17 protein-coding genes are annotated in these 12,908 nt (G+C 45.9%); 10 read left to right on the top strand and 7 right to left on the bottom strand.

Annotated features, from left to right (window positions below; genetic code table 11):
* Positions 1-39 precede the first annotated feature (39 nt).
* The 3 genes from P3X63_RS05475 (at position 40) to P3X63_RS05465 (ending at position 1,740) form a co-directional block, all read left to right on the top strand.
* Positions 40-939 (top strand): polysaccharide deacetylase family protein, encoded by a 900-nt coding sequence (locus P3X63_RS05475; protein ID WP_026586225.1) that lies wholly within the window; start codon positions 40-42, stop codon positions 937-939.
* A gap of 106 nt (positions 940-1,045) precedes the next feature.
* Entirely contained in the window at positions 1,046-1,555 is a 510-nt protein-coding gene (locus P3X63_RS05470) for a GNAT family N-acetyltransferase (RefSeq protein WP_277692566.1), read from the top strand.
* Positions 1,552-1,740 (top strand): hypothetical protein, encoded by a 189-nt coding sequence (locus P3X63_RS05465; protein WP_277692565.1) that lies wholly within the window; start codon positions 1,552-1,554, stop codon positions 1,738-1,740. The genes P3X63_RS05470 and P3X63_RS05465 overlap by 4 nt, the downstream gene beginning before the upstream one ends.
* Before the next feature lie 254 nt (positions 1,741-1,994).
* On the opposite strand, the gene P3X63_RS05460 is transcribed toward P3X63_RS05465, so the two are convergent.
* The 3 genes from P3X63_RS05460 to P3X63_RS05450 all read right to left on the bottom strand — a co-directional run bounded on the left by P3X63_RS05460 (position 1,995) and on the right by P3X63_RS05450 (position 4,195).
* Complete coding sequence (locus P3X63_RS05460) at positions 1,995-2,744, bottom strand: NAD-dependent protein deacylase (protein WP_277692564.1); 750 nt, start codon at positions 2,742-2,744, stop codon at positions 1,995-1,997.
* Positions 2,745-2,772: 28 nt separating this feature from the next.
* Positions 2,773-3,849 carry a mechanosensitive ion channel family protein gene (locus tag P3X63_RS05455; RefSeq protein WP_026586221.1) on the bottom strand — a complete coding sequence of 359 codons (1,077 nt, stop codon included), beginning with the start codon at positions 3,847-3,849 and terminating at the stop codon, positions 2,773-2,775.
* Positions 3,850-4,087: 238 nt separating this feature from the next.
* The gene (locus P3X63_RS05450; protein WP_003180159.1) at positions 4,088-4,195 is read right to left on the bottom strand and encodes a YhdX family protein; all 108 of its coding nucleotides are present in this window, start codon (positions 4,193-4,195) and stop codon (positions 4,088-4,090) included.
* A 190-nt stretch (positions 4,196-4,385) separates the two neighbouring features.
* On the opposite strand from P3X63_RS05450, the gene P3X63_RS05445 reads away from it, so the two are divergent.
* Genes P3X63_RS05445 through crcB form a run of 3 tightly spaced genes read left to right on the top strand, consistent with a single transcriptional unit; the run spans position 4,386 to position 5,850 of the window.
* A complete protein-coding gene (locus tag P3X63_RS05445; RefSeq protein ID WP_077737125.1) occupies positions 4,386-5,108 on the top strand; it encodes a glycerophosphodiester phosphodiesterase in 723 nt (240 codons plus the stop codon).
* A complete protein-coding gene (locus tag P3X63_RS05440) occupies positions 5,105-5,503 on the top strand; it encodes a fluoride efflux transporter FluC (protein WP_026586219.1) in 399 nt (132 codons plus the stop codon). The genes P3X63_RS05445 and P3X63_RS05440 overlap by 4 nt, the downstream gene beginning before the upstream one ends.
* Entirely contained in the window at positions 5,500-5,850 is a 351-nt protein-coding gene (gene crcB / locus P3X63_RS05435) for a fluoride efflux transporter CrcB (protein WP_026586218.1), read from the top strand. Before P3X63_RS05440 ends, crcB begins: the two co-directional genes overlap by 4 nt.
* Positions 5,851-6,059: 209 nt before the next feature.
* Here the strand turns inward: crcB and P3X63_RS05430 are convergent, their stop codons facing one another.
* The 3 genes from P3X63_RS05430 to P3X63_RS05420 form a co-directional block, all read right to left on the bottom strand.
* Positions 6,060-6,320: a hypothetical protein gene (locus P3X63_RS05430; protein WP_026586217.1), complete on the bottom strand. Its 261-nt coding sequence runs from the start codon at positions 6,318-6,320 to the stop codon at positions 6,060-6,062.
* A gap of 144 nt (positions 6,321-6,464) precedes the next feature.
* Positions 6,465-6,863, bottom strand: a complete 399-nt coding sequence (locus P3X63_RS05425; RefSeq protein ID WP_026586216.1) for an RNA polymerase sigma factor — start codon at positions 6,861-6,863, stop codon at positions 6,465-6,467.
* A 115-nt stretch (positions 6,864-6,978) separates the two neighbouring features.
* Positions 6,979-8,352, bottom strand: a complete 1,374-nt coding sequence (locus tag P3X63_RS05420) for a hemolysin family protein (RefSeq protein ID WP_077737126.1) — start codon at positions 8,350-8,352, stop codon at positions 6,979-6,981.
* A 311-nt stretch (positions 8,353-8,663) separates the two neighbouring features.
* On the opposite strand from P3X63_RS05420, the gene P3X63_RS05415 reads away from it, so the two are divergent.
* On the top strand, positions 8,664-9,089 hold the full coding sequence (locus P3X63_RS05415; RefSeq protein ID WP_026586214.1) for a Cu(I)-responsive transcriptional regulator: 426 nt from the start codon (positions 8,664-8,666) through the stop codon (positions 9,087-9,089).
* A gap of 59 nt (positions 9,090-9,148) precedes the next feature.
* Complete coding sequence (locus tag P3X63_RS05410; protein ID WP_026586213.1) at positions 9,149-10,468, top strand: hemolysin family protein; 1,320 nt, start codon at positions 9,149-9,151, stop codon at positions 10,466-10,468.
* 45 nt (positions 10,469-10,513) lie between these two features.
* On the opposite strand, the gene P3X63_RS05405 is transcribed toward P3X63_RS05410, so the two are convergent.
* On the bottom strand, positions 10,514-10,870 hold the full coding sequence (locus tag P3X63_RS05405) for a DUF805 domain-containing protein (protein WP_026586212.1): 357 nt from the start codon (positions 10,868-10,870) through the stop codon (positions 10,514-10,516).
* Positions 10,871-11,011: 141 nt separating this feature from the next.
* On the opposite strand from P3X63_RS05405, the gene P3X63_RS05400 reads away from it, so the two are divergent.
* Positions 11,012-11,608, top strand: coding sequence for a TetR/AcrR family transcriptional regulator (locus P3X63_RS05400; RefSeq protein WP_026586211.1), 597 nt, complete (start codon positions 11,012-11,014; stop codon positions 11,606-11,608).
* Positions 11,608-12,876: an acyl-CoA thioesterase/bile acid-CoA:amino acid N-acyltransferase family protein gene (locus P3X63_RS05395; protein ID WP_277692891.1), complete on the top strand. Its 1,269-nt coding sequence runs from the start codon at positions 11,608-11,610 to the stop codon at positions 12,874-12,876. The genes P3X63_RS05400 and P3X63_RS05395 overlap by 1 nt, the downstream gene beginning before the upstream one ends.
* The last annotated feature ends 32 nt before the right edge of the window (positions 12,877-12,908 follow it).

Here is a 12,908-nt window from a genome sequence, read left to right as displayed (position 1 = left end):
ATACATAATGGAGCCGAAAAATGATACGGAGAGAGTTACATGCGCCAAGTTTCCAAAAGAACTTCCCCATCTGTCACCTACCTGTTGATGAAAACAGCATGTTTTGTCATTTTGTGTCTGATCCTTCTTTACGTTTGGGATTTATCACAGTCAACTGAAGCTCCCGGCAAAAAGGAGCTGACAATGTCCGAAAACAGCCAGATGCGGCATGAAGGAGACAGCATTCCGCTGAAAAAAGCGACACAAGGTCAGCTTATGGATCACCTGAGCACGAAACAGGAGGCAGCAAAACGCAAAGAAGAAAAAGAAAAGAAAAAAGCGGCGGAAGAAAAAAAGAATCAGAAAACGGTTTATTTGACTTTTGATGACGGGCCTTCTGCGGTCAGCCAAAGACTGCTTCAAGTCTTATCGGAACATGATGTCAAAGCGACATTTTTCATGCTTGAACCAAACATGAAGGTTCATAGACAAGCCGTAATCCAAATGAAGCAGCAGGGCCATTCACTCGGGCTTCATGGAGTGACACATGACCAGAAAAAGTTTTATAAAGACGCCAATTCTCCCAATCTGGAAATGAAACAGGCGCAAAAAACGCTGAAATCCATTACCGGGGTTGAAACCCATTTGATCAGAACGCCTTACGGCAGCAAGCCGTCCCTGACCGAAGCTCAAAAGAAGGTTCTGAAGAAAAACGGGTTTACTTATTGGGACTGGAATATCGACAGCCTGGATTGGAAATACAGAAGCCAAAAGTTCGTTCCGGAAGTCATGAACCAGCTCAGCATCATCGAAAAACGGCAGTCAAAACAGCCGATTGTGATTTTGCTGCATGATATCCCTTCAACCGTTCAGTCATTGCCGCTGTTGATCAACAATTTAAAAGAGATGGGCTATTCATTTGACACGCTTGATGAATCAATGACACCTGTCCATGAATAGCATGACGATCCCCTTTAGCAGGGGATTTTTTTATTTGTCATCAAATCTGACACATTGTTTGCCGAAAAAACGCTTTCGGCTATAGTAAGGGGCGAGGTGTTGTGAAATGCAAATCGAAGAAGTAACATCGATGTCACCGTATATGGACCAATTGGCAAACCTTCTCGTTCAAGTGGTGAATGACGGCGCATCAATCGGCTTTCTGCCGCCGCTTGATCATGAGCAGGCTTTAAGCTACTGGAAAACCGTCCTCTCACCGGACGTCATTTTGTTGATTGCCAAACAAAACGGCGAAATTGCCGGGAGTGTCCAGGTTGCCCTTTGCACTAAACAAAACGGACGCCACAGAGCCGAAATCTGCAAGCTCATGACAGCGCCCTCCTTCAGACGGCAAGGCGTCGCCCGTGCACTCATGCAAAAAGCGATCGAAAGGGTGAAGCAAGACGGCCGATCCCTGCTTGTTCTTGATACGAGAGAAGGCGACCCTTCAAACCTGCTTTACGCATCACTCGGATTTCACGAGGCCGGACGAATTCCCGGATACGCAGAATCGGCAGACGGAAAACTGGATGCCACCGTTTTTTATTTTAGATGTTTAACGAAAGGGGAAACATGATGATGACATGGAAAGTGAAAACAGCCAGTGAACAAGACGCTCCCGTCATTCACAAACTGATCGAATATCGCTGTCTTGCCGTTTCCCTCCAGCGCGTTGACGGAAACGGCGGAATCCTTAAAGACAGCTGTGCAAAACGGTCCAGAACAAGCCGTTTTAGTTCCGCTCGGTTCAGCCAAATGTAGATTCTCTCGTCTTTTCACGGCTCTCTGTCACACCAAAAGCGAGGGAACATTCATTCTGGCGTATTTCGAACGTCATGCCGCAACCTAAGGCAAAGCAAAAAGCTGCTGCTTGGTGCGGACCTCACTGCCTAAAAACATCAGTTTTGCGGTGATCAAAGAAGAGGATGTGGTCAACCCGAATGGCTTTTTCGTGAAAACCGCTTTGATGGAAAAAGCATTGCGCTAAAAAGGCGTTCCCCCTATGGAACGCCTTTTTATCCGTTTATTTCTTTGACAAATTCTGCGACTTTACGATGGATGACAAGGTCAAACAAATAATCATCATCCGTTTCATCCAGATTGATCATGATTTTCTTCAGACCCGGTATGCCGTGGGCCTCCTCAGGAACAAACCTGACGGGCGCCACTTCAAGCGAGGTGCCGATCACCAGAAGCAGATCGGATTGATCAAGGCTTGCAAACAAAGTATCGAAATGCTGAACAGCATCGCCGAACAATACGACATCCGTCTTTAAAATCAAACCGCATTCCCTGCCGTTTTCATTCACACGGCTGCATCTCGGAACCTCATCCTGCAAAATGTATTCAAGTCCGTAGCGCGTTCCGCATTTAGGACATGCCGCCGTTTGGATGGAACCGTGCAGTTCGTATACATGGCGGCTGCCCGCCTTGACATGGAGCCCGTCAATATTTTGCGTGAACACTTTGACTTCTTTTCCCTGCCGCTCAAGATCGGCTAAATACAGGTGCCCGGCATTCGGCTGATACGATCCGGTCATTTTCATTTGAAACAGCTCTTTAAATTTCGGCCAAAAAAGCTTTGGATAACGCTCATAATAATCGAGGCTCATCGCTTCCATTCTGGACATATCTTCCGTCCAGATTCCCCCGGCTGAACGGAAATCCGGGATTCCGGACTCAGTGCTCATTCCGGCCCCGGTTAACACGGTGATACGTCTGGCGCTTTCGATCAATTTCAAAAATGTCTCGGCTTCTCTCCGCATGTGCCGCTCCCCCTTCATGAACCGCTGATCACGCTTGATCTTGCTGATCCTTCATCTTCTTTAATTCAAACAGACTGTGGCCGGGTGATACAAAATCCACCTGTTCTTCTTCCATGATCTCAAGGATCCGGTAGTTCACATCCTGTCTGACGTCCAAGTTTTCGGCCCAAACCGTCGTCTTTGTATAGTAGTTGAAGAAAATGCTCATATGCGTATCCTTCAGCACCTCAAGATTGACCATGATCACTTCCGGATGGACTCCTTCATGATTCCTCAGCATGTCTTTAAACCGTTCCACACATCTTTCGACTTTTTCCCGCGGGTTTGACGGATCAATATCAAGCGAGAATGTGACCTGGCGCTTTCTCATCTTCGTCCAGTTGCTGATCGCTTCATTGGCCAGAACCGAATTGGGAACGGTGACGAGCGACTCTCCCGCGGTGCGGATTTTCGTGCTTCTAAACGATATATCCTCGACCGTTCCGGTGACGATGGTCGTTTCAATCCAATCCCCAATTGTGAAAGGCTTCTCCATAATGATGACGATTCCTCCGAAAAAGTTCCCGATCGTATCTTTCGCCGCAAGTGCAAAAGCAAATCCGCCGAGCCCGAGTCCGGCGACAAACCCGTTCACATCATAATTGAACTCCCCGGCGATCACGCTGATACCGAGCGCCACGATAATAAAGCGGAGAATTTTCGACAGGAACGGAGCGAGTATGTCGTCCATATCCAGTTCGAGCCGCTTCGAGATTTTGTTGAACAAAACAGATGATGCTGCCGTTAAATTGTAGAGGCCGCTGACAACAATCACAACAACGGACACTCTGTACAGCCTATGAATAATCGCCATATGCTCTTCGAAAAACGGCGAGTAAATAATGGCTAAATAAATACCGAGAATCGCAAAAAACCATCTCGCAGGCTTCTCAAACGCGAGCGCCACCTGATTGAAAAAATCGGTTTTCGGTTTATGCGTTAATTTCAATATCAAGTTGAACAAGTATTTCGTGAATATTTTTCTAAGCAAGAAAAATAAAAGCAAAATCCCGATGCTGATCCCGATTTCAGCAGCGAAATCCATCGTCATATACTTTGTAAACATTGCTGTCTCTCCTTATTCACATTCATCAAGCATTCATTATACTAAAAGCTTCGAAAAATTTCTCTTTTTATTGTACAGGGGAGAATCATGCCAAGTGTAACCCATTTGTATTTTTAAAACAATCCCTGCAGACAGCCTTCCTCCAAACCCCGCATAAAAAAACTCCGGGAAAAATCACCCGGAGTTTGACTGTTCGATTTTGATGTTTCCAAGAGACAAATGATTCGGGTCAACACGGCTATTTTTTCTTCTGAGACTGTGTTTGATCAAGGAGAGTCGCTTTAAACATTTCAGCATCGGTTTCGATCTTAATCCGTTCTTCCACTTTTATTCTCCCTTTACCCATCAGCTAAGCCTCCTTTTTTTCATTATAAATTATCTGAAAATGAAACGAATGAAACTTTCGCACTAATTTTGCCGAGGCTTGTCGTTTTAAGCAAAGCGGGCTCACTGCCAGCGCCATTTTAATTTTACTTGCATCACCTGTTCGGGTATCCTTGATATGGAAAGAACTTTATGAAGAGGAGCTGACATGTTTGCATATCATCGCCCATCGCGGAGCCTCAGGTTATGCACCGGAAAATACGTTTGCCGCTTTTGAAAAAGCATGCGAGCTGGGGGCTGACTTCATAGAGCTTGATGTACAGTTGACAAAAGACGGCAGGCTTGCTGTCATTCATGATGACAGGGTCGACAGAACGACAAACGGCGCGGGCTTCGTTCGGCAGTTTACGATGAGCGAGCTCGAAAAGCTTGACGCGGGAAGCTGGTTCAGCCCCGCTTTTAAAGGCGAAAACATTCCCATCCTTGACGAGGTTCTCGAAAAGTATCACCAAAAAACGGGGCTTCTGATCGAAATCAAGTCTTCTAAAACACAACCGGGAATTGAAAATGTCATCGGCAAGCTGATCAGCAGTTTCGGATTTTCCATGAAGACGATCGTGCAATCATTTGATGCCGGTGCCATTAAAACGATGCACAAGCTGTATCCTGCCATCCCGGCCGCTGTTTTGATCAGACCGAGATTCGGCATGGTGCCGCGCGGTCAGCTTCGGCACATCGCATCTTTTGCCGATTATGTCAGCGTAAAACATACGAGGCTCAGCCCGTTTTTGATCAACGCGATTCACAGCCATGATTTAAAGGCTTTAGCCTGGACGGTGAACGGACAAAAAACCGGCCGCCGGTTAGAGAGCTGGAAGATTGACGGAATCATCACCGATTATCCCGATTATTTTAAGAAAGAAGGAAAAGCATGAAATATCTCGCTGTTTTTATCGGAGGGGCACTCGGTTCACTTCTTCGTTATATAGTAAACTTGAATGCAGGAGCCGGTTTTTTTCCTTGGGCGACTTTTATCGAAAATTGCTCGGGAAGCTTGCTTCTCGGCCTGCTGACAGGCTTTTTTTCGTTTCGGGCGAAAAAACCGCTCGTCCAGCTTTGCTTAGGAACCGGCTTTTGCGGAGGATATACGACAATGTCGGCGTTTTCCAAAGAAACCGTCTTGATCCTGCATTCCTCCGCCCCTGAGATCGGAATCATGTACTTGGCGGCGTCTCTCGCCGGCGGGGTATGCTTCGCATTGCTCGGCATTATGTTAGGAAAACGAATCGGCGGCACAGCGGAAAACAAAAAGGAGCGTTTTGGATCATGATCGCAGCTGGTTTTATGATTGCAGGCGGAATCGGATCTCTATTAAGGTTTTGGCTCGGCAATATCATCATGTCGAGGGTGCCGAAGCCGCGCATCCCCGTCAGCATTATGCTGATCAATATTCTCGGCTCTTTTGCCCTCGGCATTTTTGTCAGTCTTGGCATTGACAATCACGCGGTCTCGATCATCGTCGGCACGGGATTTTTCGGGGGATTCACAACATTTTCCACGTTCAGTGTTGAAGCGGTAGAGCTGATTCTCGCCAAACGGTTTTCGGCATCGGCAGCATACATATTGCTCACACTTGGCTTATGTATCGGGGGATTCTGGGCGGGGAGCGTCATATAATGAAGCAGCTGTTTAGGATCGGCATAGAGTTTCCGATTTGCGCCCGCCTAAAGGCAGGGGAAAATCCACGAATGTCAAGTAAGATCGCTGCCTGACGAAAAAAATCCATTTTGGCTTTCCGTCAAAATGGATTTTTTTCGCTTTAGCCTTATTCGATCATCGTCATACTTTCCCCGCTTGCTGCTTCCACATATGCCTCCCGGGACCAATCAGCCGTCATGTTCGATTTCCTCTTTTGTCAACGGCTTAAAAATGTTTTTTGAGCCTGAATAAAAACCGACTGATGACAATCCAAGCCAGGTTCCGATCATCATGTCTTCCTTCCAGTTCCCCGATGTCAAAAACAAAGAAATCCAGATTCCGAACATAATCGCAAAAACGGGGAGAAATCGTTTCTGAACGCCCAAAATCTTTACCGTATGAACCAAACCTGTGACAAGCGGAACGAGTGCGATATCAGAAATATCCATGCTCTTTCTCCTCCTTAGTTTGTTGAAACAAAGGCCGGTTTTCCTATACACCTGCCCCTGTTTTCATCATCATATAAGAAAGCAGCCCTCATGCCGCGTCAACATTCCGTCAATAAACTGAAGAATTCCCGAATCCGCCCCGTCCTAAATATTCGTAATCGCCACCAAGCTGACGAGCAGCTTGTCCAACAGCGCTTTTTTCATTAAAAACAGCGTTTTTTCACTGCAGCCGATTTCCATTGCACATTTGCCCATGCTCCAATTATGGAAATAGCGGTATTCGATAAATGTGCGCTCAACCTCATCCAATTCGGCCAAAGCCGTTTCCATGGCGTCCAGCAAATATTGATAGAGTCTTTTTTCCGAGGCGATTTGATCGTTCACATCCGCTTCTTTGATCAATCCGCTTTCCGCTTCCTTATCCATCCTCCTTTCCAAATTGAATACGGCGGCTTTGTAATTTTTCCAATTGCGCAAATGAAATTCGATTCGCTTCATATACGTTTTCTTTTCATTCTCGGAAAGGCTTTCATACCAAAGCACAACCATCCCCCCTATACACAGAACATTTGTTCTCATTATAAACGAACGAATGCCCTTGTTCAAATGCCTTTTCTCTCAGGGTCTTTTTTCTTACAAACATAAAAATCACCTTGAGCTACTTTTCGCTCAAGGTGATTTCGTTTACGACAATCGGGTTTGACGGTGCCAGCTCCACGTGTTCTGTCGTCTGCTCCTGTTTGATTTCCACATGCTTGATCAGCCGGCCTTCCATCTCAAGCACCGTGATCGTATAGGAGCCGACATGAACCGCCTCTCCTTCCGCTATATCTATATTTTCCTTCAACACGAGTCCGCCGACCGTTTCGACTTCCTCCTCCTGGATCTCATCGGCAAACAGCTCATTGACCTGATCGATTCTGACCTTTCCGTCCATGATGTACTCATGCTCGGAAACCTTTTGAATGAGCGGTGTTTCGTCTTCATCAAATTCGTCTCTGATGTCACCGACGATTTCTTCGAGAATATCCTCAGTCGTCACAAGGCCTGACGTTCCCCCGTATTCATCCGTTAAAATCGCCATGTGAATCCGTTCCCGCTGCATTTTAATCAGCAGCTTTTGCACAGGGACGGTGTCAATCACTTCAATGACGGGACGGACGTAGGCTTCAAGGGACAGCCGCTTTTTCTCCGCGTCCGACATGAACAGCATATCGGTAAACAGCTGTTTCGTGTTGATCATGCCGATCACATGGTCCTTATCGCCTTTATAGACGGGCCAACGCGTGTATTTTTCTTTCAGCATCACAGACAGCGCCTCATCGATCGGCATATCCACAGAGACGGAAGCGATTTCTGTGCGCGGCACCATGATTTCTTTGGCGATCCGATTGTCAAACTCAAAAATTTTATTGACGTATTTATATTCAGACGGATTAATTTCTCCACTTTTGTAGCTTTCTGATAACAGGATTCTCAGCTCTTCTTCGGTATGGGATTCATCCTTTTCCGAAGCGGGCTTCAAACCGAATAATCCGGTCAGCACTCTGGCCGACGCATTCAGCACCCATATGAATGGGAACATGACAACATTGAAAAAATGCAGCGGTCCTGCCAGCCACAATGTGATTTGTTCGGCTTTTTGGATCGCGATCGTTTTCGGAGCGAGTTCGCCAACCACGACGTTCAGGAATGTAATCAGGCAAAAAGCGATGGCAACCGACAGTGCATGTGAAACAGAATCTGAAACATGCAGGCTTTCAAAGAGCGGATGCAAAACCTTTCTGACCGTAGGCTCACCCATCCAGCCCAAACCTAAAGCAGTGATCGTAATTCCAAGCTGGCAGGCTGACAAGTACTCATCCAAATCAGACACCACTTGCTTTGCCCGAACTGCCCTTTTATTTCCTTCCGCTATCAGCTGATCAATCTTTGAGCTCCTCACTCTGACAATCGCAAATTCTGATGCTACAAAAAAAGCGGTCAAAGCAATCAGAACGCCGATGATAATCAGACTAACTATATCGTCCATTTAACCTTATCCCTAAAAGGATAAGGAGTCACCTCCTGATGAAATCAAATTCACGTAATAAGGCTGATGTGTGTTCTGTATGAATGACTATGCAGAGGGCCCCATCAAACCACCTCCAAGCCAATATATACTATTATCTTACTTTATTAAAAAAGAGTCAGTCAAATGTCTAAACTTTAAATCTAACAATATTTTCACAAATTTTTAGAAAAATAAAGCGGTCTGCATCATGTTCTCGCCCTTTTTTATTCAATTAACTTGTATAAACGGCTTCTAATATATTAAAATGTTTTATAACTATAACGTGATGGTTGAGGAGGGATGCAGATGGGGCAGAGAAATATCGTATTGGCGAATTAGCAGCTGCAGCAGGCGTAACAAAACGGACCGTTGATTATTACACGAATCTCGGGCTTTTAACGCCTGACAGATCATGTTCAAACTACCGTTATTATGATGAAGTTGCTCTCAAACGGCTGAAATTTATTACAGACTGCAAGCAGCAGAGATTGGCCCTGTCCGACATCAAAATGCGGCTGGAAAACCAGTTTCCCTCTTCAACAGTGAATGATGACGAAATTGGAAGCCTGACGGCGGAAATTGATCATGTCAATGACAATATCTCCGTGATTATAAACAGAATGAAACGGCTAAATCCCGATGAGCGGGAGATTCTCAAAAGCCGGCTTTCTCCTGAAAAAATGACGGTCATCCAGTCATTTTTGCTGCTGCTTTAGTTAATCTTTACTAAACAGGAGGTGTTACCTTCATTCTCACGCTAGAGTGAAGGTCCTAATTGGAAATAGTTAATTTGATTTTTGTTGCTGTTTTAATTGCTTTGACAGCATTTTTCGTAGCGTCTGAGTTTGCGATTATCAGAATCAGAAGCTCGCGGGTTGACCAGCTGATTGCTGAAGGAAACAAAACAGCGGTATCGGTCAAGAAAGTGATCACGCATTTAGACGAGTACTTATCGGCCTGCCAGCTCGGCATTACTTTGACGGCACTCGGCCTTGGATGGCTCGGGGAGCCGACGGTCGCCCGTCTGCTTGAACCGCTTTTTACCGAATGGAACATTCCAAGTTCTGTTTCACATATCGTGTCCGTTGTGATCGCCTTCAGCTTCATTACGTTCCTGCACGTTGTCGTCGGGGAGCTTGCACCAAAAACGCTGGCGATTCAAAAGGCGGAAGCGATCTCCTTTGCATTCGCAAAACCCCTGATCTGGTTTTACCGCATCATGTTTCCATTCATTTGGGCGCTGAACGGATCAGCAAGGCTGTTGACGAAATCGTTTGGCCTTGAAGCGGTTTCGGAAAACGAAATGGCGCACTCGGAAGAAGAGCTGCGGATCATTCTGTCAGAAAGCTACAAAAGCGGCGAAATCAATCAGTCCGAGTTCAAATATGTAAACAAAATTTTTGAATTCGATGACCGTCTTGCCAAGGAAATCATGATTCCGAGAACAGAAGTCGTCAGCTTTCCGCATGATATGAAAATCAAGGATATGATCGACATTACGAAAGCCGAAGGATACACGCGCTATCCCGTCGAGGACGGCGATAAGGACAACATCATCGGCGTCGTCAATGTCAAAGAAATACTGACGGCCTGCATCAGCGGAGAATGCTCCAAAGAAGACACGATTGAGCAATTTATCAACCCGATCATTCATGTGATCGAAACCGTTCCGATTCACGATCTGCTCCTCAAAATGCAGAGGGAACGCGTCCACATGTCCATTCTGTCCGATGAGTACGGCGGAACGGCCGGACTGGTTACGGTTGAGGATATCATCGAAGAAATCGTCGGTGAAATCCGCGATGAATTTGATATAGACGAAATCAATGAAATCCGCAAAATCGATGAAGATCACTACATCCTCGACGGAAAAGTGCTGGTCAACCAGGTCAACGATCTGCTCGGCATCCAGCTGGACAATGAAGAAGTTGACACGATCGGCGGGTGGTTCCTGACGCAGAAATACGACGTCCAAAAGGGCGACATGATCGCAGAACAGGGATACGAGTTTACCATTAATGAAATCGACGGCCACCACGTCTCATATGTAGAGGTCCAAAAAGCGGCTGAACCGCTGCTTGAAGAAGCGGAATAACAATATAAAGATGGATGTTCATTCTGAACATCCATCTTTTTTTGGTCATTTAGGATTCGGCCCGTATTGATTTTCTCCCTTTTCTCCGTCTAGACAAAGCAGTATCAATAAAGTCAACATGCCAATGAGAGGAATAAAGACGATGAAGATCCATCCTCCGTTTTTTCCGGTATCATGCAGCCTGCGAATAGTAACGGCCAGAGCCGGCAGAAAAACGGCGATCAAATAAAGTCCGCCCAGAAAAGAATCGGTGCCAGTTAACGGAAGATTCATCAATCCTTTAATCACACCGTAGATGACAAGAACCAAGTAAGAGAAAATGGCAAATGTCCAAAACTCCTTCCGTCTCGCCCTCCCTTGAAACCCTATATAATTCTTCAACGCTTTGAAATACCATTTCATATCAGTTCCTCCAATACGATAGAAAACATATACATTGTGTAAATAGTGTTTATCAGCCGCTGATCAAAAATGTAACCACTTGATTACATCACGAATTCCCTTTAAAATGTAACCATCCGATTACATTTCAAGGAGAGACATATGACAAAACAATTAACGAGAGAACGCATTATTCAGGCGGCTCTGAATCTCTTTAAAGAAAAAGGTTTTACAGCCGCTTCAACCAGAGAAATCGCCGAAAAAGCAGGTGTCAATCATTTAACCCTTTTTAGACATTTCGGCAATAAAAAAAATTTATTCCGGGAAAGCGTGATTCAACATGTCACTACGGACGATTTTATCCGCGGTCTTGAAGAACATCTGACCGGAAATCTGCTCGCGGATTTAACATTGATCGCAGAAACCTATTTCGAAGAAAATTTGGAAAAAGACAGCGTCTTTTGGGTTTACTTCAGGGAATCAACACAAGATAGCGGGATTTCTGAATTGATCATGGAAATTCCTCGGCGTTTAAATCGCTTTTTAGCGTCTTATTTGGCAAAGCATCACAACCGCCAAAACATTTCAAAAGAAAGGTTCTGCATTCTCAGCAGCATGTTTTTCGGGCTGCTCAATCAATACATCATGTTCCATCATCTGCCCGCATTCAAGGAAGCATTCTACGATCAACCAGAAGACTATATTGAGGAGTGCGTCGAATTGTTTCATGCAAGACTTGAAAAGGAAGTGCTGTCTTGATGAGCCCCCAGCCTGTATTACACGCCCCTTCCGAATCTCGTTGGGATGAAAAAATCGAGATCAAAGTCACCGGGCTCACACCGATGGAGATGATTGATATCATGGTTCAAGCGGAGGATGAATCCGGCGTCAACTGGAGATCGCACGCCGTTTTTCAAGCCGATCCACTCGGGGAAGTTGATCCTGGTGCGGCTACTCCACTAAAAGGCACATATCAAGTGCAAGATCAAATGGGACTTTTCTGGTCGATGCAGCCTGTCGGGTCTTCCTGCTCATTCGAGAAAAAAACGGTTCATCCTGCTGTTTTCCGCATCGAGGTAAAACGGAAGGGATGCGTCATCTTGCGCAAAGAAGTGAAACGGGTGCTTCTTTCTGAAACGATCGACAGACAGGAAGTGAAGGAAAACGGATGGTACGGAACCTTTTTCCGTCCTCATAACGCTGTCCGGCCGCCCGTTATCATCGTTTTAGGCGGCTCTGACGGAGGGCTTGATGAAACATTGGCAGGCATGTTGTCAAATTACGGATATGCGACGCTTGCGATTCCTTATTTTCAATACAAAGAGCTTCCCGGACAACTGATGGAAATCCCGCTTGAATACTTCCAAAAAGCCATCGCATGGCTTCTTCGCCATGATGGCATCAATCATGACCGAATCGGAATATTTGGACGGTCAAAAGGGGGAGAATTGGCGCTTTTGATCGCATCTCACTTCCACGAGAGCCGTTTTGTGATTTCTCATGTAGGGGGAGGGATCGTCTTTCAAGGCGTCGGCTTGAAAAAACTCCGGCGTACATCTTCCTGGAGCTTTGGAAGAACGCCGCTCACCTTTGCATCTCTTCCGTGTTTCAGCATTCTTTCCCTGTGGACATTCATCAAACAAACAATAACAGGGCGGCCGCAGTCTTTTCTCTCCCTTTATCAAAAGGCATTGCGTCACGTAAATGATGATCATCCCTCTATCATCAAAGCCGAACATATCAATGGGCCCGTCCTTCTCACGTCGAGTACAGATGATTCCGTATGGCCATCGGCACTCATGAGCAAAAAAGTCGCCGAACGGCTGAACAAGAAAGGCTTCCCCCATTCTGTTCTGCACTTAAGTTTTGAAAATGCCGGACACAATATCAGGCCCCCTTATTTTCCAACCGCTGCGCGCCAGAGCCGAAAGGTTGTATACGGGGGAAACACTGAGGCGGATGCCAAGGCCTCTCGGACATTTTGGCGGGAATTGCTTTTGTTTTTGGAAGAAACGGCTTTACGTTAAGTTACTCCCCAAGAAAGAACACTCCCGCAATT

Source organism: Bacillus sp. HSf4 (genome assembly GCF_029537375.1).
GTDB lineage: Bacteria > Bacillota > Bacilli > Bacillales > Bacillaceae > Bacillus > Bacillus sonorensis_A.
The sequence above is the reverse complement of the archived record's forward strand: the minus strand, read 5'-3'. Positions and strand labels throughout refer to the sequence as shown.

Coding starts and splice junctions, on each gene's coding strand:
- P3X63_RS05405 (WP_026586212.1), bottom strand. CDS start 10,870: ATGAAATGGTATTTCAAAGCGTTGAAGAATTATATAGGGTTTCAAGGG.
- P3X63_RS05475 (WP_026586225.1), top strand. CDS start 40: ATGCGCCAAGTTTCCAAAAGAACTTCCCCATCTGTCACCTACCTGTTG.
- P3X63_RS05465 (WP_277692565.1), top strand. CDS start 1,552: ATGATGATGACATGGAAAGTGAAAACAGCCAGTGAACAAGACGCTCCC.
- P3X63_RS05395 (WP_277692891.1), top strand. CDS start 11,608: ATGAGCCCCCAGCCTGTATTACACGCCCCTTCCGAATCTCGTTGGGAT.
- P3X63_RS05440 (WP_026586219.1), top strand. CDS start 5,105: ATGAAATATCTCGCTGTTTTTATCGGAGGGGCACTCGGTTCACTTCTT.
- P3X63_RS05400 (WP_026586211.1), top strand. CDS start 11,012: ATGACAAAACAATTAACGAGAGAACGCATTATTCAGGCGGCTCTGAAT.
- P3X63_RS05430 (WP_026586217.1), bottom strand. CDS start 6,320: ATGGATATTTCTGATATCGCACTCGTTCCGCTTGTCACAGGTTTGGTT.
- P3X63_RS05470 (WP_277692566.1), top strand. CDS start 1,046: ATGCAAATCGAAGAAGTAACATCGATGTCACCGTATATGGACCAATTG.
- P3X63_RS05450 (WP_003180159.1), bottom strand. CDS start 4,195: ATGGGTAAAGGGAGAATAAAAGTGGAAGAACGGATTAAGATCGAAACC.
- P3X63_RS05420 (WP_077737126.1), bottom strand. CDS start 8,352: ATGGACGATATAGTTAGTCTGATTATCATCGGCGTTCTGATTGCTTTG.
- P3X63_RS05460 (WP_277692564.1), bottom strand. CDS start 2,744: ATGCGGAGAGAAGCCGAGACATTTTTGAAATTGATCGAAAGCGCCAGA.
- crcB (WP_026586218.1), top strand. CDS start 5,500: ATGATCGCAGCTGGTTTTATGATTGCAGGCGGAATCGGATCTCTATTA.
- P3X63_RS05455 (WP_026586221.1), bottom strand. CDS start 3,849: ATGTTTACAAAGTATATGACGATGGATTTCGCTGCTGAAATCGGGATC.